A 20,969-nucleotide genomic window follows, 5' to 3' on the forward strand; every position below is an offset into this window, starting at 1 on the left:
CCGGTTCGGCGATGGGACAGGCGTGATGCATCAGACCCACGACCCGTCCGACATCCCGCCGCCGCCCGGCAAGGCGCCCTTCCTGATCGCCGCCGTGGCCGCCATCGCCCTGCTCGCCTGGGGCGGCTACGGCCAGATGCAGCGGCGCGCCGCCGCCTCCGAGACCCAGCGGAAGATCAACAGCTTCGTGCCGGCGGTGCGCACCGCCACCGCGGAGCGGGCCGACAAGCCCATCGACATCACCCTGCCGGGCCAGACCGACGCCTTCGCCAAGGCGGCCCTCTACGCCCGCGCCACCGGCTACATCGCCGAGCGCAGGGTCGATATCGGCAGCCGCGTCCGCCAGGGCGACATCCTGATGCGCATCGCCGCCCCGGACCTCGATCAGCAACTGGCCCAGGCGGAGGCGCAGACCGGACAGCTCGAGGCGGCCCTGCTGCAGGCCAAGTCCATGGTCGACCAGGCCAAGGCCAACGTGAACCTCGCCAACGTCACCAACACCCGCACCACGACGCTCGCCGGCCAGGGCTGGGCCTCGAAGCAGAACGCAGACAATTCCCAGGCCAGCGTGCTGAGTCAGGCGGCGACCCTCGCCTCGGCGGAAGCCGGCGTGAAGGTGGCCCAGGCCAACATCAAGGCCCAGGCGGCCACGGTGGAGCGCCTGCGGGCGCTCACCGGCTTCAAGGACATCATCGCCCCCTTCGACGGCGTGATCACCCAGCGCGGCGTCGATGTCGGCGACCTCGTGCACGCCGACGGCAGCGGGACCGCGCTGCTCTCCATGGACCGCGACGACATCCTGCGCGTCTCGGTCAACGTGCCCCAGAACGTCGCCGTCGGCGTGAAGCCGGGGGTGGACGCATCCATCAAGGTCCCGCAGATCGCCGACCGGACCTTCTCCGGCAAGGTCGAGCGCAGTTCGGTGGCGCTGCTGACCTCGTCCCGCACCCTGACGGCCCAGGTCGACGTGCCGAACGGCGACGGCGCCCTGCGGGCCGGACTCTATGTCTACGTCACCCTCAAGGTGCCGCGCACGGAGCCCAACGTGCGGGTGCCGGCCGAGAGCCTCGTCTTCAACCAGCGCGGCACCCAGGTGGCGGTGGCCCGCGACGACGGCACGGCGCAGTGGCGCACGGTGACGATCCGGCGCGACCTCGGCACCACGGTGGAGCTCGGCCAGGGCCTGGACGGCGGCGAGGAGATCGTGCTCAGCCCCCCCGCCGACCTGCGCGACGGCCAGAAGATCGAGCGCAAGCCGCCGGCGGCCGACGGCAAGTCGCTGAAGTCGGCCGCCCGCTGACGACAGACTCGATCCCCAACGATCGGCTCATCCCATCGGCGCGTTCGGACCGCCAGCGAGTCCACATCGACACCCATCCAATTCTGAAGAGTCGGAACTCTTCGGAACCCCTCGGGATCGGATGACAGAGTCACCGGTCATTGCGAGTTCGACAGACTGCAAATTATCGTATTGCAGAAATTATTTTTTGCTGTATCCCGATCTCAGGAGGGCCGGATGACGAACGTATCTGTCCTGCCGCATGAGGATCAGCCGCCTGAGCTCGGCGACGGCATCGCGCTCCGGCGATGCGCACGCTACGCCATGCGGCTTCTCACGATGATCCTGGGAATGACCGTCGTCTTCACGGGGGTTGTCCTGGCGCTCGGCCTTCTTTGTCAGGGCCGCTTTCTCTGGCTCGGGCCCAACGCAGCCTTCATCGGGAGCCGGCCGGAGGGTAGCGCCGGAATCGTGCCGTTCGGAGGGCTGCCCTGGCCGACGCGATTGTCCTACGCGGCGAATTTCATGATGACCCAAGCGCCAATTCTGTTTCTGCTCACGGACCTGCGCGCGTTCTTGCGCGACCTCGCGGCCGGAACGCTTTTCGCATCTGGGCACGCGTCGCGCCTACGCCGGATGGCGGTCTGGCTCCTCGCTTATGCGATCGCACCGATCATCGGACAGATTCTGGTTCGGTCCGTCGGGCAGGGGGTGGATCTCGCTTGGTTCCGCACCTCGTCGCTCCACGCCCTCGTGCTCGCCGCTCTCCTGATCGTTCTCGCCGAACTCATCCGGGTCGGGCAGGCAATCAAGGACGATCGGGACGGATTCGTCTGATGCCAATCGTCCTGAGGCTCGATGTAATGCTCGCCCGTCGCAAGCGCCGATCGAAGGATCTCGCCCGTGCAGTCGGGATTACGGAGGCCAACCTGTCGCTGCTGAAGTCCGGGAAAGTCCAGGGCGTACGCTTCGCGACACTCGAAGCGATCTGTCGGGAACTCGACTGCCAGCCGGGCGACTTGCTCGAGTACGTTCCGGACGGCGAGGACGCACTACGCCGCGCAGGCTGATTGCATCGCCGACAACCTCGGACCCGCACGCATCCGCGCTGCGGGAGCGGAGACTTGTACCCATGCGCCATTTCTCGCGCGGCCTGCGCACGCTCGTGATTGTCCTCACCACGACGCTGCTCGCGGCCTGCCACCCTGCCGCCTCGAAGCGGGATCGGGTCGCAGTCGCCTGGCCGGCAGAAGCCGGCACCGTCGTGACGCTGCCGATGCAGCGTGTCTCTGGCCGCTGGCTCATACCTGTCGCGTTTCGTCGTCCGGACGGCAGCGAGCGGCGGGCGTTCGCATGGCTGAACATGGGCGTGGGGGCTCCGATCCTGTCGCAGGATCTCTATCGAGAGTTGGGTCTCGCCGAGGGCCAAAATCTCACGATGCGGATCGGCGCCGTGTCGGTGCAGGTCGAACGCGAAGGGGTGACCGATGGTCCCGGGCGCATCGGGGACCAGGATCTGTTCGCCCTCCTCTTCGCACCCCGGACGGTGGAGGCTGTCCTCCCAGCTGGGATACTTCAGCATTTTGCGGTCTCGATCGATCCGAAGGCCGCATCCCTGACTCTGGCACAGCCCGGATCTTTTCCGCTGCGCGGCGTACCGGTGCCGATCCGGGTCAATCCGGACTCCGGACTTGTCGTGCTGGATGCACGGATCGACACCGGACCGGTTCCCCTCGTTGTCGACGTCGGCGCACCCTACACATGGCTGCGGGGCCGGGCCGTCTCGCAATGGCTCGCCCAGCACCCCGAGTGGCACCGCGGGGACTCCGCGGTCGGGCGCGCCAATCTCGCGATGGCGGATCTGGACCTGGAACGCGCCGGCAAAATCATTCGCTTTCCGCGTGTCTACCTACCGGGCTTGGTGCTCCAAGATGTCGGCGCCCTCGGCACAGGGCCGATCGGCGGCGCGCTCGGAGAGGCAGCACTGGGAGAGATATTCTGGGACACTTGGGAGTCAGATGCTGGCGAGCCGGTGGTGGGCTGGCTCGGCAACAATGTCCTCGACAATTTTCGTCTGACACTCGACTACGCGGGCCGGCAGAGCTTCTGGGAGCGGCAGCGCGCAGCCGATCCCAGTGAACTAGACAGCGTCGGCCTGACTTTGGTCCGGCGCGGCACGGGCTATGTTGTCGCTGCCGTCGCGTCCCGGGAAGATCGTCCCCTCGTGCCCGGCGTCGAAGTGGGTGATCGGTTGGTGCAGGTCGATGGGCATCTGCTGGACGGGCTCCCCCCAGAGGCGGTGCTCGCAAGGCTATCGGCCCGCCCGGGACAGCCGCGCATTCTGGACCTAGACCGCGGTGGAAGATCCGTGACGATCAAGGCCGAAGGGGCGAACTTCTGAGGCAACTCTCTGACGTGTGCCAGGCGGAGATCTGAGCACACCATTTTGCCCCTCTCGAATGGAAGAGCGTGATGCGCCCTCGCGGATTGTTGGACGGGGAGTCATTGAGCAAGGCTGAACACCCGAGCGAGCGGTATTGCAGCGATCGAATCCACGAAAACTCAGCCAAAGGTCTGGCCGCCTCCGCGAACGGAGGCCCCCGGTTGCGCCGGCACGCTCCGGCGTAGACAAGGCGGTCCCGGCGTCGCGCCAGCGACCCGCAGCGGACCCCGTCATGCCGACTCCCCCCGACGCCGCGTCGCGCGACGGCTCCCGCTTCGCCTCGATCGCCGCAGCCATCACCTGCGTGGCGGTGGTCGGCATCGGGCTCAGCCTGACCATCCCGCTGCTCTCCATCGAGATGGCGCGCATGGGTGCGTCGAGCACCCTGATCGGGGTGAACACCGCGGTGGCCGGCCTCGCGGCCATCCTGACGGTCCCCTTCGTGCCCCGCCTGGCGGCCCGGCTCGGCGTGCTGCCGCTCCTCGTGGGCGCCATCGTCCTCGGCGCCCTCTGCCTCGTCGCCTTCAAGCTCCTGCAGGGCATCGCTTGGTGGTTCGTGCTGCGCTTCGTGTTCTCCACGAGCCTCGGCGCGCTGTTCGTGCTTTCCGAGTTCTGGATCAACGCGGCGGCTCCGCCCGAGCGGCGCGGGCTGGTGATGGGAATCTACGCCACGGTGCTGGCGCTGGGCTTCGCGGTTGGCCCGACCCTGCTCGCCGTCCTGGGGACACAGGGCCCCGCGCCCTATCTCGGTGGGGCCGGCCTGTTCCTCGTCGCCCTGGTCCCGCTCCTGCTGGCCCGGGGCCTGTCGCCAGTGATCGGGCACGGCGCGTCACGGCCCTTCCATGCCTATCTGCGCCTGGCGCCCGCGGCCACCGCCGCGGCCCTGGTCTACGGGGCGGTGGAGACCGGCGGCTTCGCGATCCTGCCGCTCTACGGCCTGCGCCTCGGCTACGACGCCGAGACGGCGGCCGGGCTCGTCAGCGCGCTCGCCCTGGGCAACGTGATGTTCCAGATCCCGTTCGGCTGGCTCGCCGACCGCGTGGACCGCCGCCTCGTGCTGCTGATGGCCGGTCTCGGCGGCGCCCTCGGCTCGAGCCTGATTCCGATGGCCTCGGCCTCGTTCCCCGCGCTGCTGGTGCTGCTGTTCCTGTGGGGCGGCATTGCCGGGACACTCTACACGGTGGGTCTCGCCCATCTCGGGGCGACGGTGCGGGGGCGGGAACTCGCCGGCGCCAACGCCGCCTTCGTGGTGCTCTACAATGTCGGTCTGATGCTCGGTCCGCCCATCATCGGCGGCGGCATGGATCTGGCCCCGCCCCAGGGCTTCGCCTACAGCCTGTGCCTGCTGTTCCTCGGCTACGCGGCGGTGGTCGCCCTCCGCCTCGTCCAGCGGCCGACGGACGAGGCGCAGGCGAACGACACGCCTTGACGAATCCCGGCCGATGAGGCAATCACCCGCCGGTATTCAGCCGGCCGACGCCGGCCCTTTTGCGTTTCGCTGATGCGGAATGCCGCGATCACAGGAGCGCCGCGTCCATGGCCAAGGCCGTCACCGTTAAAGTCAAGCTGATCTCCACCGCTGACACGGGTTACTTCTACGTCACGAAGAAGAACTCCCGCACGCAGACCGAGAAGCTGTCGATGAAGAAGTACGACCCCGTCGTGCGCAAGCATGTCGACTTCAAGGAAACCAAGATCAAGTAAGCCCGACGGCGCGTTCCCGCGCCGCATCCGTGTCGTCGAGGCCGTTTCTCCGCAGGGGGAAGCGGCCTTTTTGTTTGCGCGGTGGGACGGTTGATGTACCGCCCCGTTCGGGCGATGGAGAGCCCTCGGCGCCCACACCCGCAGGATGAGTTCATGGCAGACGATCTCGACCGCAGCTTCGATGTCGACCTGTTCGTCATCGGTGGCGGCTCCGGCGGCGTCCGGGCGGCCCGCATCGCCGCCGGCTACGGCGCCCGGGTCCAGCTCGCCGAGGAGTACCGGGTCGGCGGCACCTGCGTGATCCGCGGCTGCGTGCCGAAGAAGCTCATGGTCTATGCCGGGCGCTTCGCCGACGAATTCGCGGATGCCGCCGGCTTCGGCTGGACCGTGCCCGAGCCGCGCTTCGACTGGTCCGTCCTGAAGGCCCGGCGCGATGCCGAGGTCAGCCGCCTCGAAGGCATCTACGACGCCAATCTCGGCCGCGCGGGGGTCACCGTCAGTCCCGAGCGGGCGGTGATCGAGGATGCGCACACCGTGCGCCTCGTCGGATCGGACCGCCGCGTCACGGCCCGCATCATCCTGGTCGCGGTCGGCGCCCATCCGGTCAAGGAACCGCTGATCCCGGGCGCCGAGCTCGCCATCACCTCGAACGAGGTCTTCGCGCTCGAGACCCTGCCCGAGCGCATCCTCGTGGTCGGCGGCGGCTACATCGCGGTGGAATTCGCCGGCGTCTTCGCGCATCTGGGCAGCCGCACCACCCTGCTGCACCGGGGCGACCGCCTCCTGCGCGGCTTCGACGACGAGATCCGCGACGCGCTCGGCGAGGCCTATGCCAAGCGCATGGACCTGCGCCTCAACCGTACGGTGGAGCGCCTCGACCGGGCCGAGGGCGGCATCCGCGTCACCCTCGACGACGACAGCACCCTGGAGGTCGATCAGGTCCTGACCGCCACGGGCCGGCGCCCGAACATCGCCGGGCTCGGTCTCGACAAGGTCGGGATCGCACCGGATGCGCGCGGCGCGATCCCGGTCGACGCCTTCTCGCAGACCTGCGTGCCGTCGATCTACGCGGTGGGCGACGTCACCGATCGGGCCGCGCTGACGCCGATCGCCATTCGTGAGGGCCACGCCTTCGCCGACACGGTGTTCGGCGACAAGCCGTGGTGTGTCGATCACGGCCTGATCCCCACTGCCGTCTTCTCGACGCCGGAGATCGGGGTTGTCGGCCACAACGAGGATGTGGCCCGTGACCTCTACGGCACCATCGACGTATACCGCTCGAGTTTTCGGCCGATGAAGGCGACCCTGTCCGGCCGTGAGGAGCGCGTGCTGATGAAGGTGGTGGTCGATTGCGCCAGCGATCGCGTCGTCGGCGTACACGTCTTGGGGCACGATGCTGGCGAGATCATCCAGGCCGTGGGCATCGCCGTCACCATGGGGGCCACCAAGGCGGATTTCGACCGCACCATCGCGGTGCATCCCACGGCCGGCGAGGAACTCGTCACGATGCGCAGCCCCGTGGTGACCAAGCATCCGGTGGGTGTCGGCTAGCGTCTCAACGGCCAAACCCCCGGGCCCGATCCGTCGCGGGTCATCGCACGACCACGCACAACGACCGGATCCGCGGCCGCGCAATTGTCCCGGACCAGCGGTCCGTCCCGGGAGATGCGCGGCCTCAGGCCGCCCGGCATCCGCCTCGCCGACCGCTCCGATGCCGAGCACCCGACCCAGACCGAAGCGCCGGACGTGATCTGGCGCGATGTCCAGACCGAGCCCGGCGCAGCGCGTGACGGCGCCTTCGCACTACACGGGATCGCGATCAGAGGAAGCTGGAGGAGGGACCGCCGGTCAGCCCGGCGGCCACTTGAAGTCGTCGGCCCGGCCGGGCTGGGCCAGGGGGGCGGCGCCCCGCACCAGGGCGCGCTCGACGGTACCAGTCGGATCAGCGTCGCGGGGGCGGCCACTGATCAGGGTGCCGCCCGGCGTCACCTCGGCGCGGCCGAGGGGGACCACCGGGCCGGCGAGGGGCTTGACCGGCAGGGCCGGGATGCCCGGCGGCTCCGGCAGGCTCGGAAGCATCGCGGTGATCTGCCGATCGATGGCGGCGGCATCGTCGAGCTTGGTGGCTTCGCCTTCAACGATCGGCTGCGGCGCCACCGCCACGGGAGCGGCGAGCGCCGGCTGGGCTGGCGGCGTTCCGGTTCCCATCATCCGCTTCAACTCGACGTCGGCGAAATGCGCCATCTTGCGCGCCCCGGCCTTGGTGAAGTGGACGCCGTCCGCCGTGCGCAGCTTGGCCTCCTGGCCTTCCAGGTCCGGCCCCGTCGCGGTGTACCGGTTGCGGTCGTCGACGAAGCCGGGCCAGATGTCGACGTAGGTCTGGCCGGCCTTGGCCACGCGCTCGCGGAAGATGTCGTTGATCGCCGCGATGTCCTTGGTCAGGGCTTCGCTGCGCATCGGGGGAGCCCCGACCCAGATCAGCGGGATCTTCGCGTCCGTGAACACCTTGATCAGGGCGTCGACGCGCTCGGCATAGAGGGTGCGCCAGCGGTCGCTCAGGGGATCGAGGGTCTGGTCACCCTCCCGGATCGGCTGACGATCGTTGGATCCCAGCATGACGAGGGCATAAGTGGTCTTCGGGTTGGCCTTCAGGAACTCCTCGGCGGCCTTCGGCCAGTCGACCACGTCCCTGCGCACGAGGCCGCTATCGGCCTTCGAGCGATCGAGCACACCGATCTCCGGATTGTCCTCGAACACGTTCGACAGGCCGCTGCCGAGGTGGCCGGCCAGCGTATCGCCGAAAACCGCGATCCGCGTCGTCGGCTCGACCTTGGGTACGGCCGGCTTCGGCTGGGCCACGACCGGGGCCGGGCGGGGACGACGCCGGACGGCGCGCCCGTCGTCGTGCCCGGAGCGCCCGTCATCGGCATAGCCCCGGCTGCGCGGCGGCGCCGGGCGGGCGCTCGGCACCGGGGCGACCTGAGCCGGCGCCGGACGATCCTCCCAGGGCCAGTAGAACTGGCGCGGCGCCTCCTGAGGCGGGGGGGTGTAGCGCCGGTTCGCCTGGCGGGCGGCGTAGCCGTCGTCGTCCCGGTAATAGTCCCGCGCCCGGCGGCGGGGGGATTGGTAGTCGCCGCCCCGCGGTGCGTCGTAGGAATCGCCCCACTGCGCGCAGGCCGGCGCGGCACCGGCGAAGAGCAGGACGAGACCGGAGAGGAAACACCAGGCCGCGCGCGATGCCGGCAAGGTCATGGGACGCCTCGATCAAACGGACCGGGGACCGGTCGGGTGGCCGACACCTTAGAGGAGGATGGCGCCGAGGTCTAAGGCCGCCCCCGCAGGTGCTCCAGCAACCTTGGGGTGGCGTAGCCGTCCGCAGGCAGGCCCTCGGCGATCTGGTACTGCCGCACCGCCTCGCGAAGCTTCGGTCCGGCGCGCCCGTCCGCCGCGCCCGCGTAGAGGCCGCGCTCCGTCAGACCGACTTGAAGGGCCTGCAGCCCCGCCTTGTCGAGGCGTGCGTCGCGAACCGGCCAGGGCGCGGCGAGGACCGGCCCGCCGGCCAGTCGGTCGGCGAGATGCCCCACCGCCAGCGCGTAGGAATCCGAGGTGTTGTAGGCGCGGACCACCTCGAAATTGTCGGTGATCAGGAAGACCGGGCCGCCGAGGCCGCCCGGCAGGAACAGGCTGCCAGCGTCCGCATCCGGCAGGGCCTGGCCGTCGGTACGCCGGACGCCGCGTCGGGCGAACTCCGCGAGGTCGCCGCGATAACGGGCGAGGTCGAATCCCGTCGGCAAGGTGACCGCGTAGCCCCAGGACAGGGCCGGGTTCCAACCGAGGGCCTTGAGGTAAGCGGCAATGGAGGCCAGGGCGTCCGCCTCCGACCCCCAGATGTCGCGGTGCCCGTCGCCGTCGAAATCCACCGCGTGGGCGAGGAAGCTGGACGGCAGGAACTGCACTTGGCCCATGGCCCCGGCCCAGGAGCCCTTCATGCGCTCCGGCGTGACGTCGCCCCGCTCCAGGATGGCGAGGGCGGCCAGGAGTTCGTCGCGGAACAGCGTCCCCCGGAACCGCGCCTCCGCCAGGGTCGCGAGGGCCCGGATCGTCGGAACGCTGCCGCCGCTCGCGCCGAAATCCGACTCGACACCCCAGAATGCCAGCACGATCCAGCGCGGCACGCCGTAGCGTGCCTCGATGCGCGCGAGGATGGGCGCGAGCCGCTTGGCTTGGGCCTGCCCCCGGGCGATCCGGCCCGGTGAGACGGCACCGACGAGGTAGTCCCAGACCGGACGCCCGAACTCGCCCTGCCTGCGCGTGCGGGCCAGGACGTCGGGATCGGGTCCGGACATCCCCGCGAAGGCCGCCGCGAAGGTGTTGGATGAGACGCCCCGCGCCTCTGCCTCCGGTCGCAGCGCGGCGATGAACGCGGCGAAGCGGGACTGCGTTTCCGCCGTCGCTGCGGACGGCGCGGGTGCGGCTCCCGCCGCGAGCACCGGGCCGGCCCCGAGCCATCCCGAGAGGAGGAGCGGTCCCCAGCCCCTCACAGGCGGTTGCGCCGGGCCAGGGCCTCTTCCCAGGCGAAGGCCTGAGCGACGATCCGGTCGAGGTCGTCGTTCTGCGGGGTCCAGCCGAGATCACGGATGCGCTGGGCCTCGGCGACGATCTGGGCCGGATCTCCCGGACGGCGCGGCGAGAGACGCACCTCGAAATCACGCCCCGAGACCCGCTTGACCACGTCGATCACCTCCAGGACCGAGTAGCCGCGGCCATAGCCACAGTTCATCGTCAGGCTCTCGCCGCCGGACCGCAGATGGTTGAGGGCGACCCGATGGGCCTCGGCGAGGTCGGAGACCTGGATGTAGTCCCGCAGGCACGAACCGTCCCGGGTCGGGTAATCGGTGCCGAAGACCTCGAGATGCGTCCGCTGCCCGAGGGCAGCCTGGGTCGCGACCTTGATGAGATGGGTGGCGTTGGGCGTCGATTGCCCCGTTCGGCCCCGCGGGTCGGCCCCGGCCACGTTGAAGTAGCGCAGGATGACGTAGGAGAAGCCGTGGGCCTTGGCAGCATCGGCGATCATCCACTCGCTCATCAGCTTGGAGCGACCGTACGGGTTGATCGGCGACGGCGGCAGGTCCTCCGGTACCGGCACGACTTCGGGCTCGCCGTAGACCGCCGCCGTCGACGAGAAGATCACGTGCTTGACCCCGCAGCGAACCGCCGTTTCGATCAGCGCCCGCGTCTTGACGGTATTGGCCAAGTAATAGTGGAGCGGATCTGCGACCGAATCCGGTACCACGATGCGCGCGGCGAAGTGTGCGATGGCGTCGATACGATGCTGGAGGATGACTTCCGTGACGAGCGACTGGTCCGCGACGTCGCCGATGACGAGCTTGACCTCCGGGGGGAGCGCCCAGTCGAACCCGGTCGAGAGGTCGTCGAGGACCACAACCTCCTCGTGCCCGGCGTCGAGCAATGCCAGCACCATGTGGCTGCCGATATAGCCCGCCCCGCCCGTCACAAGAACCGCCATGACACCTTCTCCCCAAACGTTTCACTGACGATATATCGGAAATCGAGCTTGTCGGTTATGCCCGTTACGTCGATGGCTCTATCGCCTCCCTGGGCGGAGGCTGTACCGAGGCAACGTCACTCACTCGGGGTTTTCCTCACCTCCCCTCGTTACCGGGTCTCGCTGATGAAACCGATTCGCAAAGCCGTCCTGCCCGTCGCCGGCTTGGGCACCCGCTTCCTGCCCGCCACCAAGGCGGTGCCGAAGGAGATGCTCACCGTCGTCGACCGGCCGGTCGTTCAGCACGTCGTCGACGAGGCCCGTGAAGCGGGAATCGAGCACTTCATCTTCGTCACCGGGCGCGGCAAGGCGGTCATCGAAGACCACTTCGACGTCGCCTTCGAACTCGAACGGATGCTGCAGGAGCGCGGCAAGACCGAGGCCTACGAGGCTCTGAAGCGCGACCTCCCGGGCGCGGGCCAGACCAGCTTCACCCGCCAGCAATCGCCGCTCGGCCTCGGCCACGCCGTCTGGTGCGCCCGCGAGATCGTGGGTGACGAGCCCTTCGCGGTGCTGCTGCCCGACATGCTGAGCCGCGGCTGCATGCAGCAGATGCTCTCCGCCTACGAGCGTCACGGCGGCAACGTCATCGCGGTCGAGGAGGTCAAGCCCGAGGAGACGCATCAGTACGGCATCGTCGGTGTCGGCCAGACCTTCGGCCAGACCTTCGAGATCAACGGCATGGTGGAGAAGCCCAAGGCCGGCACCGCGCCCTCGAACTTCATCATTTCCGGCCGCTACATCCTCCAGCCCGAGATCTTCGACATTCTCTCGGCGGGGGAGACGGGCGCCGGCGGCGAGATCCAGCTCACCGACGCCATGATCAAGCTCGCTAAGGACCAAGCCTTCTTCGGCATGCACTACCAGGGTCGGACCTACGATACCGGCTCGAAGCTCGGCTTCCTCACCGCCAACATCGCCTACGCCCTTGAGCGCAAGGACCTATCGGAGGCCCTCAAGGCCGAGATCGCGCAGCTTCTGAGCGAGCACTAAGACCGCGTCCCGGCAGGGTCCGGCCAGCTCCGGAGGAAATGCCGAGCCCAGACCCGAGAAAACGGGTTGAACGTCGTGCAAAGCCCTTGATTTTTGTGCGTCGCACTTTAGATTGTGCGTTGCGGGACCGCGATGGCGTCGCGGTTCGGCAGCCCTTCTTGGGCGTTTCCTCCCTAGACTTCGGGCCGCTCTTCGGAGCGGCCTTTTTTTGTGCCCGATTTTGCCCAAGCGAACGGACGCCGCAGGCGCGACGCCTCGGGCCGCGCGAGCGACGCGAGGGTCCTGCGCGCGAGCACGCTAATCCTCATGGTGGTGGATGTGGGTCGAAGGATCTGCACGGGACCCGGCATGCGGGGTCTCGGAGCGAAGGCTCGGCCTCAGGCCGCAGGATATCGGTGGACGCCTCCTGGGAGGACGCGCGGGCCGGCCGCGCACGGGGCAGCGGTCGGCTCGCGGGACGACAGGCGCGAAGGCGCCGGCGGATCGGTTCAGTTCAGGTAGGTCCGGATCCAGTTCGGCGACAGCACCTCGCCATCCTCCGTGATGATCCAGGGCTGCTTGGCCGGATCGGACAGGGCGCCGGCGGCAGCCTCAATGGCCTCACGCAGGGTCCGGTAGCGGGCGGGCTGAGCGAGGGGAGCCGGAACCGGAGCGGTACGCCAGATCGTCAGATCGGCGGGACGTTCCAGGGCTTGGGTTTCCATGTGTGTATTCCTTTGATCGTGAGGGTCGTTCCCCGCGATGCCGGATGCCCGGTTCGTGGTCTGTACGACCTCGAACCTGAACATCTACTGCGGGACGTCTATCCGGGTGAATGGAAGCATCTCTAAGGCAGCTTTGAGGTCATTTCAGGCAGGAACGAAATGCTCATCCGAACCTGAAAGCTCCCTCCCTCATACAAAACGTGCCGTTGTTGATCAGCGCGCAGAATATGGCTGCTTTTGGACGCCCTCTCGTTCTCTTTGTCGCCTAGGCTGACAATGTCGAGCCGTTGTTTATCTTTGGCCACGGCGGGTTTCGGTGTGCTGTCGCACCCTGGTCCGTCGCGGTACCGAGCCAGTTGAAGGCCATTGCGTCACCGCCCAGTTAATGGCGACGCGAAGCGGTGCGGTTTTCGCAGCATGGTGAAGAGGATGACACATGCCCGATCGGTATCCGCCGCGGCCGGCGGATCGCTTCCAGCGCTGGGCCGCCGGGGCGGCCCTCGGCCTGCTCGCCCTCTTCGTCGCCCAGCCCTACCTGACCGGCCTGCTGTTCTCGGCGGACACCGCGCGGGCGATCACCGCCCGCGGCGACCTGGCGTCCGCCGAGACGGCGACGGTGGAGCTCTTCGCCCGGGCCAGCCCGTCCGTGGTCCACGTCTTCGTGCAGGCCGCCGCCCAGGGGCGAGCCCTGATGGGGGTCGACAACGAGGGCGGTGAGTCGGGCGGCGGCTCGCAGACCGGGACGGGCTTCATCTGGGATGCGGCCGGACACATCGTCACCAACAACCACGTGGTCGCGGCGGCGGCACAGGGTGGGGGCACCATCGCGGTCCGCCTCTCCTCGGGCGCGGTCGTGTCGGCGAGCCTCGTCGGCGCAACCCCGAGCTACGATCTCGCCGTCATTCGCCTGGGGCGTACCACCGCGGCCTTGCAGCCCCTGGCCATCGGCACCTCGGCCGATCTCAAGGTCGGCCAGTCGGTCTTCGCCATCGGCAATCCGTTCGGCCTCGACCACACGCTGACGACCGGCGTGATCAGCGCCCTGCAGCGTCGCCTGCCCACCAGCGCGGGACGGGAACTCTCCGGCGTCATCCAGACCGATGCGGCGATCAATCCCGGCAATTCCGGAGGTCCGCTCCTGGACTCCGCCGGGCGCCTCATCGGCGTCAACACCGCGATCTTCTCGCCCTCCGGGGCGAGCGCCGGCATCGGCTTCGCGATCCCGGTCGACGTCGTGAATAGGGTCGTCCCCGAGCTCATCCGCAACGGACGGACGCGCAATCCCGGCATCGGCATCATCGCGGGACAGGAGGCGACTGCGGCGCGCCTCGGAATCGACGGGGTGGTGGTCCTGCGCGTGCTGCGCGGCTCTCCGGCCGCATCGGCCGGCCTTCAGGGTGTCGATCCGCAGACGGGTGAGATCGGCGACATCATCGTCGGGGCCGGCGACCGACCGGTGCATCGCCTCGCCGACCTCACCGCCGCCATGGAGGCGGCCGGTCTCGGCACCTCGATCGACCTGACCGTGGAACGGGACGGACGCACCCGCCGTGTCCGCGTCACCACCACCGACGTGGCGGAGAGCCGGCTCTGAGGCCGGGCCCTCGTCACGCCGCGCGGCGCTCGCTAAAGCGATCCATCGTCAGTGAAAGTGACCCATGGTCAGCCTTCGTCCCTCCTGCGCCGTCCTGCTCTGGCTGGCCGGTACCCTCGCCGCCGGTGCCGCCGAACGGACACCGCCGCATCTCTGCCCGGACAATGCGCCTGAGGGCGTCCGTCTGCCGCCGCAGCCCGGCTGCGGCACGGCGCGCCCGAAGCCGGCGGTCGTGGACAGCCAGGGGTTCCGTGATGTGGGCGGGGTGAAGCTGCGCGTCGGCGGCCGCGTCGGTGCCGAGTACGGGTTCGGCCGGTGACGTTCCTCGCCGGAGCGGTGGCGCTCCTTCTCGTGTGGTGGTTCGGGCGAAACCTGCGGATTCGCCATCCGGCCCTGACGGCACGCGTCCTGCGGCAGGTGGGGGGCTACATCGCCCTCGCGCTGGCAGCGCTCTTCCTGATGCGGGGCCGGCTCGAGTTCGCCGTCCTGCTCGGGGGCGGCGCCATCTGGCTGCTCGAGGGGTCGGCCGGCCTGAACCGCCGGGTCCGGGGTTTTGCCGCTCGCTACGATCCACGCCGGCTGTCGGGGGCCACCATCCGCTTCGATGCGGGCGGGGAGGGGATCGCCCTGGCGGGTCCCTATGCCGGCCAGCCCCTGGCGGTCATCCCCCTGCCCGCCCTCATCGCCCTGTTCGGACGCGATGCCGAGACCGCCCGTCGTCTAGAGGCGTATCTCGACCGCCGGCATCCCGGCTGGCGTGTAGACGCTCAGGGAGATCCCGACCCGGGGCCGCGCCGCGCGGCGTATCCAGGGGCGATGACGGAGCAGGAGGCCTATGAGATCCTGGGGCTTGAGCGCGGGGCGTCCCTGGAGCAGGTCCGCACGGCTCACCGGACGCTGATGAAGCGGCTGCACCCCGACCAGGGGGGCACGGCCGAGCAGGCGGCCCGCGTCAACGCGGCCCGTGACAGGATTAACAACCGACATCGCTGATACTCCACGCGCGTTGCCAGACAAGGAATGTCGAGAGTGCGGCCGTCCGGCGATACGAACCGGGCGTCCGTGTCCTGTGCCGGAACGCCCGAACGGGGCGCCGGTCCCTTGCAGACCCGTCAGTGCAAACTCAGCTGCGGGTGGCGAAGCAGTTGAAGCCGTTGCGCTTCAGCGCGTTGCAGGCATCCTGTGCGCTGTCCTGCTCGGCGAAGCCCGAGAACCGGGCGCGGAACAGGGTCGCGCCGCCATGCTCGACCTTCACCGTGTAGGGCGAGGCCTTCGAGAGCGCGCCGCCGGCCCGGCTGCGGGCCTCGGACAGCATGGATTTCGCCTTGTCCTCGTCGTCCATGGCGCCGAGCTGGATGACCCAGGCCGTGGGGGTGATCCGCGCGCCGGAGACCGGCTTCGCCGCCTCGCTGCGGGGGCCGTCGACGGAGGCGAGACGGGCGTCGCTCTTGCCGCCGGCCGGGAAGGCGGGCTGGCCGCCGGACGGCGCATAGGCCTGCGCCGAGGCCGGCAGGGCGCCGGAGCGCCACTTCATGCCGGCACTGCCGGGGGTCGTGGTGGCGGAGCGGCTGGGGCTGATGTCGAGGGGCTGACCGGCGTGCAGGGTCGATGCCGTGGTTTCCACATCCTCGTCGTCGGCGGAGGCCACCTGGGTCCGGGTGCGCGAGGCGCCGTCGGCGACCACGGCCGGGCGCGCACGCTCCGCGACCTCGATGGTCGAGGGGGCCTGGCGGGCCCCCGCATAGGCCCGGGGCAGGGACTGGCGCACGAGGTCGGCCATGATCCGGTCACGGCTGGCGCCGGATTTACCGCCCAGCACGATCGCCACGATCTGGCGGTCGTCGAGCTTGGCCGCCGTCATCAGGTTGAAGCCGGAATCGCGGGTGTAGCCGGTCTTGATCCCGTCGACGCCCTGGACATTGCCGAGGAGACGGTTGTGGTTGCCGATGACCCGGCCGCGGAAGGCGAAGGACCGGGTCTGGAAGTACCGGTAGTACCGCGGGAAGCGATCCTGGATCGCCCGGGCCAGGATGGTGAGATCGCGCGCCGTGGTGATCTGGTCGGCATCCGGGAGACCGGAGGCATTGGCGTAGTGGGTGCGGCTCATGCCGAGAGCCTTGGCCTTCTGCGTCATCATCTCGGCGAAGCGGGCTTCGGAGCCGGCGATGTTCTCGCCGATGGCGCAGGCCACATCGTTGGCCGACTTCGTCACGATCGCCTTGATCGCGTCCTCGACCTCGATGGTGGAACCCGGACGCAGGCCGAGCTTCGAGGGAGCCTGGGAGGCCGCGAAGGACGAGATGGTGAGTGGCGACTCGAGGGTGTAGCGTCCGCGCTCCAGCTGCTCGAAGAGCATGTAGAGCGTCATCACCTTGGTGATCGAGGCCGGGTGGCGCAGCGAATCCTCGTTGATCGCGTGCAGCGTCTTGCCGGTCTTCACGTCCACCACCATGGCGGCGTAGGGCGGGTTGTAGCCGCCACCGCCGCCACCGCGGTGATGATGGCCGCGTCGCGCCTCGGCCGGGGAGGCGAGGGCGGCCAGGACGGCGGCCGCTGCGATCGCGGCCGGGATAGCAGGCACCCGGCCGACGCGGGGAGTATGGCTACGCATCACGACTCACTGCCTCGACATGCACGACCCGCGGGTCGGCTTGCACCGCAACATCTCGGCGGGGGGTGCGGCCGTGCCGCCGTTACCCCGCAACATCTGTCAATCAGGCTAGGTGGACGCAGTTACGGCCCGGTTAATGCAGCGCGACCAATTCGTTGGATCCGCCGCCCATATTGCGATGCAATATATCGCTTGACGTTTTATGTTGCGTCGCACACAAAACGTCACGGCCGGCTTCGGCCTCGCGGGCAATCGCCCGACACGTCAGGGTAAGCCCCGCGGGGGCGGAAGGATCTTCAGATGACCCAAATGTACGAGAAGGCCGCCGAGATGAACAAGACCGGCCTCGCCAGCGTGATGAAGAGCGTCTCCTCGCTCGCCAAGACCAATCAGACGGCCGGCATCGAGATGGCGGATTTCGCCAAGGAATCCTACAGCGCCGGCGCCGAAGCGATGAAGAAGCTGGCCGCCGCGCGCACGCTGCAGTCCGCTCTGGAGATCCAGGCCGAGTACCTCAAGGCGTCCTACGAGCGCCTGCAGAACCAAGCCAAGGTGATGACCGACCTGTACCAGGGCCTCGCCCAGGACGTCGGAGCGCCGCATCAGGCCAAGGCGCCGTTCGATCTCAAGAGCTTCTTCGATCCCAAAAATCTCTTCAACCCGAAGGCCTTCTTCAACCCGAAGGCCTTCGACCTCGCGGGCTTCCCCAAGCTTCCCGGCTTCCCCGCGGCCGACCAGAAGGCGGCCTGACACGCGGGCGCACGGCCCGCCGCAGTCCTTCACGTTCTGACAGTCCGGCCCCGTGCGATCGCTCGCACGGGGCCTTTTTCGTCTCCGGGACCGGGCGTTCCCGGAGTGTCGTCCGGTTGGTTGGGGAAGCCGGTCCGCTGCCGTCTCGGACAAGTGCGCGCAGCCGACTGGCGAAGCGACCGATCGCCCTATAGATTACCAGCGATGCGAGCGCGCCTCGCCGGCGCGACCCGCGGATGAGCAGCCACCAAGCAGCATGCCGCACCAAGGGGTCGATGCGATTCAGATGACCGACGTCCTGATACGGGGCAGCGAATCCTCGCGCGCGGACGGCCCCGAGACCTTTTCACCGCACCGGCGCGTCGCGAATGTGCGGGCGACGGACGAACCACGCGAACCGGGTGGTACGGATGACGGCCGGTCCGGGACCGCCATCATCACCCGCACCAAGCCCAAGACCAAGCGACCGAGCCTCTACCGGGTTCTCTTGCTGAACGACGACTACACGCCTCAGGAGTTCGTGGTTCACGTCGTCGAGAAATTCTTCAACAAGTCCCAGGAAGTCGCGTTTCAGATCATGATGCACGTGCACCACAATGGTGTCGGCGAGTGCGGGATCTTCACGTACGAAGTTGCGGAGACCAAGGTGACGCAGGTCATGGACTTCGCCCGCAAACACCAACATCCTCTCCAGTGCGTTATGGAAAAGAAATAGGCACCCCACACAGAGGCCACGCTTTGCCCAGCTTCTCTCGCAGCCTAGAACAAGCTCTCCACCGCGCCCTGGCGCTCGCCGGCGAGCGCCGGCACGAATATGCGACGCTGGAGCATCTCCTGCTCGCCCTCGTGGACGATCAGGACGCGGCCGCCGTCATGCGGGCCTGCAACGTCGAGGTCGACACCCTCAAGCGCAGCCTGGTCGAGTACGTCGACACCGAGTTGTCGAACCTCATCGGGGACGGCCGTCAGGATGCCAAGCCGACAGCCGGCTTCCAGCGCGTGATCCAGCGTGCCGTGATCCACGTGCAGTCCTCCGGGCGCGAGGAGGTCACCGGCGCGAACGTGCTGGTGGCGATCTTCGCCGAGCGCGAGAGCCATGCCGCGTACTTCCTGCAGGAGCAGGACATGACGCGCTACGACGCGGTCAACTACATCAGCCACGGCATCGCCAAGCGCCCGGGCGCGTCCGAGGCCAAGCCCGTGCGCGGTGCTGACGAGGAATCCGCCTCCGAGCGTCCGAGCGGCGACGAGGGCGAAGGCCGCACGAAGAAGAAGGGCGATGCCCTCGAGGCCTACTGCGTCAACCTCAACAAGAAGGCCCGCGACGGGCGGATCGACCCGCTGATCGGCCGCGAGGCCGAGGTGCAGCGCACGATCCAGATCCTGTGCCGTCGCCAGAAGAACAACCCGCTCCTCGTAGGCGAGCCCGGCGTCGGCAAGACCGCCATCGCCGAGGGCCTGGCGCGCAAGATCATCAACAAGGAGGTGCCCGAGGTCCTCATCGAGGCCACGGTCTTCTCCCTCGACATGGGCACCCTGCTGGCGGGCACCCGCTACCGGGGTGACTTCGAGGAGCGCCTCAAGCAGGTGATGAAGGAGATCGAGGCGCACCCGAACGCGGTGCTCTTCATCGACGAGATCCACACGGTGATCGGCGCCGGCGCCACCTCCGGTGGGGCGATGGATGCCTCGAACCTGCTCAAACCCGCCCTGGCCAACGGCTCGCTGCGCTGCATCGGCTCGACCACCTACAAGGAGTACCGCCAGTACTTCGAGAAGGATCGCGCCCTAGTGCGTCGCTTCCAGAAGATCGACGTCAACGAGCCGTCGATCCCCGACGCGATCGAGATCGTGAAGGGCTTGAAGCCGTACTTCGAGGAGTTCCACAAGCTCAAGTACACCACCGAGGCCGTGAAGGCCGCGGTCGAGCTCTCGGCGCGCTACATCAACGACCGCAAGCTGCCGGACAAGGCGATCGACGTGATCGATGAGACCGGTGCCTCGCAGATGCTGGTGCCGGAGGCACGCCGCAAGCGTACCATCGGCGTCAAGGAGATCGAGGCGACCATCGCCACGATGGCCCGCATCCCGCCGAAGACCGTCTCGAAGGACGACGCGGTGGTTCTCAAGAACCTCACCGAGAACCTCAAGCGCGTGGTCTACGGCCAGCCCAACGCCATCGACGCGCTGACCTCGGCGATCAAGCTGGCCCGCGCGGGCCTGCGCGATCCCGACAAGCCGATCGGCTCGTACCTGTTCGCGGGTCCGACCGGCGTCGGCAAGACCGAGGCCGCCAAGCAGCTCGCCGCGTCCCTCGGCGTCGAGATGCTGCGCTTCGACATGTCGGAGTACATGGAGCGGCACACGGTCAGCCGCCTCATCGGCGCACCCCCCGGCTATGTCGGGTTCGACCAGGGCGGCCTGCTCACCGACGGCATCGACCAGCATCCGCACTGCGTGCTGCTGCTCGACGAGATCGAGAAGGCACATCCGGACCTGTTCAACATCCTGTTGCAGGTCATGGATCACGGCAAGCTCACCGACCACAACGGCAAGCAGGTCGACTTCCGCAACGTGATCATCATCATGACCACGAATGCGGGTGCCTCCGACCTCGCGCGCTCGGCCTACGGCTTCACCCAAGCCAAGCGCACGGGTGACGACGTCGAGGCGATCAACAAGCTGTTCGCGCCGGAATTCCGCAACCGTCTCGACGCGATCATCTCCTTCGGGCACCTGCCGAAGGACGTGGTGGCGAAGGTGGTCGACAAGTTCGTGCTCCAGCTCGAAGCGCAGCTCGCCGACCGCAACGTCACCATCGAGCTCTCGGACGAGGCGCGCGAGTGGCTGACCGAGAACGGCTACGACGACGCGATGGGCGCCCGCCCGATGGCCCGCCTGATCCAGTCGACCATCAAGACGCCGCTGGCCGACGAGGTGCTGTTCGGGCGGCTCAAGGACGGCGGCGCGGTGCGGGTCGTCCTGCGCAAGGGCGAGGGCGCGGAGAAGGACGCCCTCGGCTTCGAGTTCCCGGCCGGTCCGGTCACGCCGAAGCCCGAGAAGGACGTCGCCAACGCGGCCAAGAAGCACAAGCGCACGAAGGCCAAGGCCTCGGCGCGCAAGACGAACGACAAGCGCGACGACAAGGGCGGCCCCAGCGGCGGCTCCGGGGTCCGCACCGTTCCGAAGGTGCCGCTGGTCAAGGCCTGAAAGGCCAGGGCCTGAGACCCACCCGGTCGAACCGGCCTCTCCCCTCGGGAGGGGCCGGTTTTTCACGTCCGACGGGCGGCGGAAAACCACATCCGGCGGTCGACACGGGGTCGCC

At 68.5% G+C, this 20,969-nt stretch carries 19 protein-coding genes; 14 read left to right on the forward strand and 5 right to left on the reverse strand.

Annotated elements, in window-relative coordinates:
- The first annotated feature begins 25 nt into the window (after positions 1–25).
- The 7 genes from CRT23_RS13350 (at position 26) to gor (ending at position 6,977) form a co-directional block, all read left to right on the forward strand.
- The gene (locus CRT23_RS13350; RefSeq protein ID WP_103710108.1) at positions 26–1,300 is read left to right on the forward strand and encodes an efflux RND transporter periplasmic adaptor subunit; all 1,275 of its coding nucleotides are present in this window, start codon (positions 26–28) and stop codon (positions 1,298–1,300) included.
- A 216-nt stretch (positions 1,301–1,516) separates the two neighbouring features.
- Positions 1,517–2,116, forward strand: a complete 600-nt coding sequence (locus CRT23_RS13355) for a DUF2975 domain-containing protein (RefSeq protein ID WP_181017346.1) — start codon at positions 1,517–1,519, stop codon at positions 2,114–2,116.
- Positions 2,116–2,349, forward strand: coding sequence for a helix-turn-helix transcriptional regulator (locus tag CRT23_RS13360; RefSeq protein ID WP_103710109.1), 234 nt, complete (start codon positions 2,116–2,118; stop codon positions 2,347–2,349). The genes CRT23_RS13355 and CRT23_RS13360 overlap by 1 nt, the downstream gene beginning before the upstream one ends.
- Before the next feature lie 62 nt (positions 2,350–2,411).
- On the forward strand, positions 2,412–3,680 hold the full coding sequence (locus tag CRT23_RS13365) for a peptide-binding protein (protein ID WP_103710110.1): 1,269 nt from the start codon (positions 2,412–2,414) through the stop codon (positions 3,678–3,680).
- 274 nt (positions 3,681–3,954) lie between these two features.
- Complete coding sequence (locus CRT23_RS13370; protein WP_103710111.1) at positions 3,955–5,151, forward strand: MFS transporter; 1,197 nt, start codon at positions 3,955–3,957, stop codon at positions 5,149–5,151.
- A gap of 107 nt (positions 5,152–5,258) precedes the next feature.
- Positions 5,259–5,426, forward strand: coding sequence for a 50S ribosomal protein L33 (gene rpmG, locus CRT23_RS13375; RefSeq protein ID WP_018044575.1), 168 nt, complete (start codon positions 5,259–5,261; stop codon positions 5,424–5,426).
- Positions 5,427–5,579: 153 nt separating this feature from the next.
- Positions 5,580–6,977: a glutathione-disulfide reductase gene (gene gor / locus CRT23_RS13380; RefSeq protein ID WP_055953351.1), complete on the forward strand. Its 1,398-nt coding sequence runs from the start codon at positions 5,580–5,582 to the stop codon at positions 6,975–6,977.
- A 297-nt stretch (positions 6,978–7,274) separates the two neighbouring features.
- On the opposite strand, the gene CRT23_RS13385 is transcribed toward gor, so the two are convergent.
- From CRT23_RS13385 to galE, 3 genes are all read right to left on the reverse strand, one after another.
- Positions 7,275–8,678: an SGNH family hydrolase gene (locus CRT23_RS13385; protein ID WP_103710112.1), complete on the reverse strand. Its 1,404-nt coding sequence runs from the start codon at positions 8,676–8,678 to the stop codon at positions 7,275–7,277.
- Between the two features lie 71 nt (positions 8,679–8,749).
- Positions 8,750–9,916 (reverse strand): lytic murein transglycosylase, encoded by a 1,167-nt coding sequence (locus CRT23_RS13390; protein ID WP_245436212.1) that lies wholly within the window; start codon positions 9,914–9,916, stop codon positions 8,750–8,752.
- Between the two features lie 47 nt (positions 9,917–9,963).
- The gene (gene galE, locus CRT23_RS13395; RefSeq protein WP_103710114.1) at positions 9,964–10,953 is read right to left on the reverse strand and encodes a UDP-glucose 4-epimerase GalE; all 990 of its coding nucleotides are present in this window, start codon (positions 10,951–10,953) and stop codon (positions 9,964–9,966) included.
- A gap of 165 nt (positions 10,954–11,118) precedes the next feature.
- Between galE and galU the strand changes: the two genes are divergently transcribed.
- On the forward strand, positions 11,119–11,985 hold the full coding sequence (gene galU, locus CRT23_RS13400) for a UTP--glucose-1-phosphate uridylyltransferase GalU (RefSeq protein WP_055953365.1): 867 nt from the start codon (positions 11,119–11,121) through the stop codon (positions 11,983–11,985).
- 488 nt (positions 11,986–12,473) lie between these two features.
- Here the strand turns inward: galU and CRT23_RS13405 are convergent, their stop codons facing one another.
- Positions 12,474–12,689, reverse strand: a complete 216-nt coding sequence (locus CRT23_RS13405) for a hypothetical protein (protein WP_055953370.1) — start codon at positions 12,687–12,689, stop codon at positions 12,474–12,476.
- A gap of 436 nt (positions 12,690–13,125) precedes the next feature.
- Between CRT23_RS13405 and CRT23_RS13410 the strand changes: the two genes are divergently transcribed.
- The 3 genes from CRT23_RS13410 to CRT23_RS13420 all read left to right on the forward strand — a co-directional run bounded on the left by CRT23_RS13410 (position 13,126) and on the right by CRT23_RS13420 (position 15,276).
- Complete coding sequence (locus CRT23_RS13410) at positions 13,126–14,283, forward strand: trypsin-like peptidase domain-containing protein (RefSeq protein WP_103710115.1); 1,158 nt, start codon at positions 13,126–13,128, stop codon at positions 14,281–14,283.
- Positions 14,284–14,347: 64 nt separating this feature from the next.
- Entirely contained in the window at positions 14,348–14,602 is a 255-nt protein-coding gene (locus tag CRT23_RS13415) for a hypothetical protein (RefSeq protein ID WP_103710116.1), read from the forward strand.
- Positions 14,599–15,276 (forward strand): DnaJ domain-containing protein, encoded by a 678-nt coding sequence (locus CRT23_RS13420; RefSeq protein ID WP_245436194.1) that lies wholly within the window; start codon positions 14,599–14,601, stop codon positions 15,274–15,276. The genes CRT23_RS13415 and CRT23_RS13420 overlap by 4 nt, the downstream gene beginning before the upstream one ends.
- 130 nt (positions 15,277–15,406) lie before the next feature.
- On the opposite strand, the gene CRT23_RS13425 is transcribed toward CRT23_RS13420, so the two are convergent.
- Positions 15,407–16,894, reverse strand: a complete 1,488-nt coding sequence (locus tag CRT23_RS13425; RefSeq protein WP_103710117.1) for a D-alanyl-D-alanine carboxypeptidase — start codon at positions 16,892–16,894, stop codon at positions 15,407–15,409.
- Between the two features lie 300 nt (positions 16,895–17,194).
- On the opposite strand from CRT23_RS13425, the gene CRT23_RS13430 reads away from it, so the two are divergent.
- The 3 genes from CRT23_RS13430 (at position 17,195) to clpA (ending at position 20,854) form a co-directional block, all read left to right on the forward strand.
- On the forward strand, positions 17,195–17,644 hold the full coding sequence (locus tag CRT23_RS13430) for a phasin family protein (protein ID WP_103710118.1): 450 nt from the start codon (positions 17,195–17,197) through the stop codon (positions 17,642–17,644).
- 370 nt (positions 17,645–18,014) lie between these two features.
- A complete protein-coding gene (gene clpS / locus CRT23_RS13435) occupies positions 18,015–18,359 on the forward strand; it encodes an ATP-dependent Clp protease adapter ClpS (RefSeq protein WP_055953857.1) in 345 nt (114 codons plus the stop codon).
- Between the two features lie 23 nt (positions 18,360–18,382).
- Positions 18,383–20,854, forward strand: coding sequence for an ATP-dependent Clp protease ATP-binding subunit ClpA (gene clpA / locus CRT23_RS13440; RefSeq protein ID WP_103710119.1), 2,472 nt, complete (start codon positions 18,383–18,385; stop codon positions 20,852–20,854).
- The last annotated feature ends 115 nt before the right edge of the window (positions 20,855–20,969 follow it).

This window comes from Methylobacterium sp. V23 (assembly GCF_002917135.1).
In the GTDB taxonomy this organism is placed as follows: domain Bacteria; phylum Pseudomonadota; class Alphaproteobacteria; order Rhizobiales; family Beijerinckiaceae; genus Methylobacterium.

Excerpts from the sequence above, each read along its gene's own strand:
- CRT23_RS13425 (WP_103710117.1), bottom strand. The coding sequence starts at position 16,894 with ATGCGTAGCCATACTCCCCGCGTCGGCCGGGTGCCTGCTATCCCGGCC.
- gor (WP_055953351.1), top strand. The coding sequence starts at position 5,580 with ATGGCAGACGATCTCGACCGCAGCTTCGATGTCGACCTGTTCGTCATC.
- CRT23_RS13410 (WP_103710115.1), top strand. The coding sequence starts at position 13,126 with ATGCCCGATCGGTATCCGCCGCGGCCGGCGGATCGCTTCCAGCGCTGG.
- CRT23_RS13355 (WP_181017346.1), top strand. The coding sequence starts at position 1,517 with ATGACGAACGTATCTGTCCTGCCGCATGAGGATCAGCCGCCTGAGCTC.
- CRT23_RS13370 (WP_103710111.1), top strand. The coding sequence starts at position 3,955 with ATGCCGACTCCCCCCGACGCCGCGTCGCGCGACGGCTCCCGCTTCGCC.
- rpmG (WP_018044575.1), top strand. The coding sequence starts at position 5,259 with ATGGCCAAGGCCGTCACCGTTAAAGTCAAGCTGATCTCCACCGCTGAC.
- galU (WP_055953365.1), top strand. The coding sequence starts at position 11,119 with ATGAAACCGATTCGCAAAGCCGTCCTGCCCGTCGCCGGCTTGGGCACC.
- galE (WP_103710114.1), bottom strand. The coding sequence starts at position 10,953 with ATGGCGGTTCTTGTGACGGGCGGGGCGGGCTATATCGGCAGCCACATG.
- CRT23_RS13365 (WP_103710110.1), top strand. The coding sequence starts at position 2,412 with ATGCGCCATTTCTCGCGCGGCCTGCGCACGCTCGTGATTGTCCTCACC.
- CRT23_RS13415 (WP_103710116.1), top strand. The coding sequence starts at position 14,348 with ATGGTCAGCCTTCGTCCCTCCTGCGCCGTCCTGCTCTGGCTGGCCGGT.
- CRT23_RS13360 (WP_103710109.1), top strand. The coding sequence starts at position 2,116 with ATGCCAATCGTCCTGAGGCTCGATGTAATGCTCGCCCGTCGCAAGCGC.
- CRT23_RS13430 (WP_103710118.1), top strand. The coding sequence starts at position 17,195 with ATGACCCAAATGTACGAGAAGGCCGCCGAGATGAACAAGACCGGCCTC.
- CRT23_RS13350 (WP_103710108.1), top strand. The coding sequence starts at position 26 with ATGCATCAGACCCACGACCCGTCCGACATCCCGCCGCCGCCCGGCAAG.
- CRT23_RS13385 (WP_103710112.1), bottom strand. The coding sequence starts at position 8,678 with ATGACCTTGCCGGCATCGCGCGCGGCCTGGTGTTTCCTCTCCGGTCTC.
- CRT23_RS13405 (WP_055953370.1), bottom strand. The coding sequence starts at position 12,689 with ATGGAAACCCAAGCCCTGGAACGTCCCGCCGATCTGACGATCTGGCGT.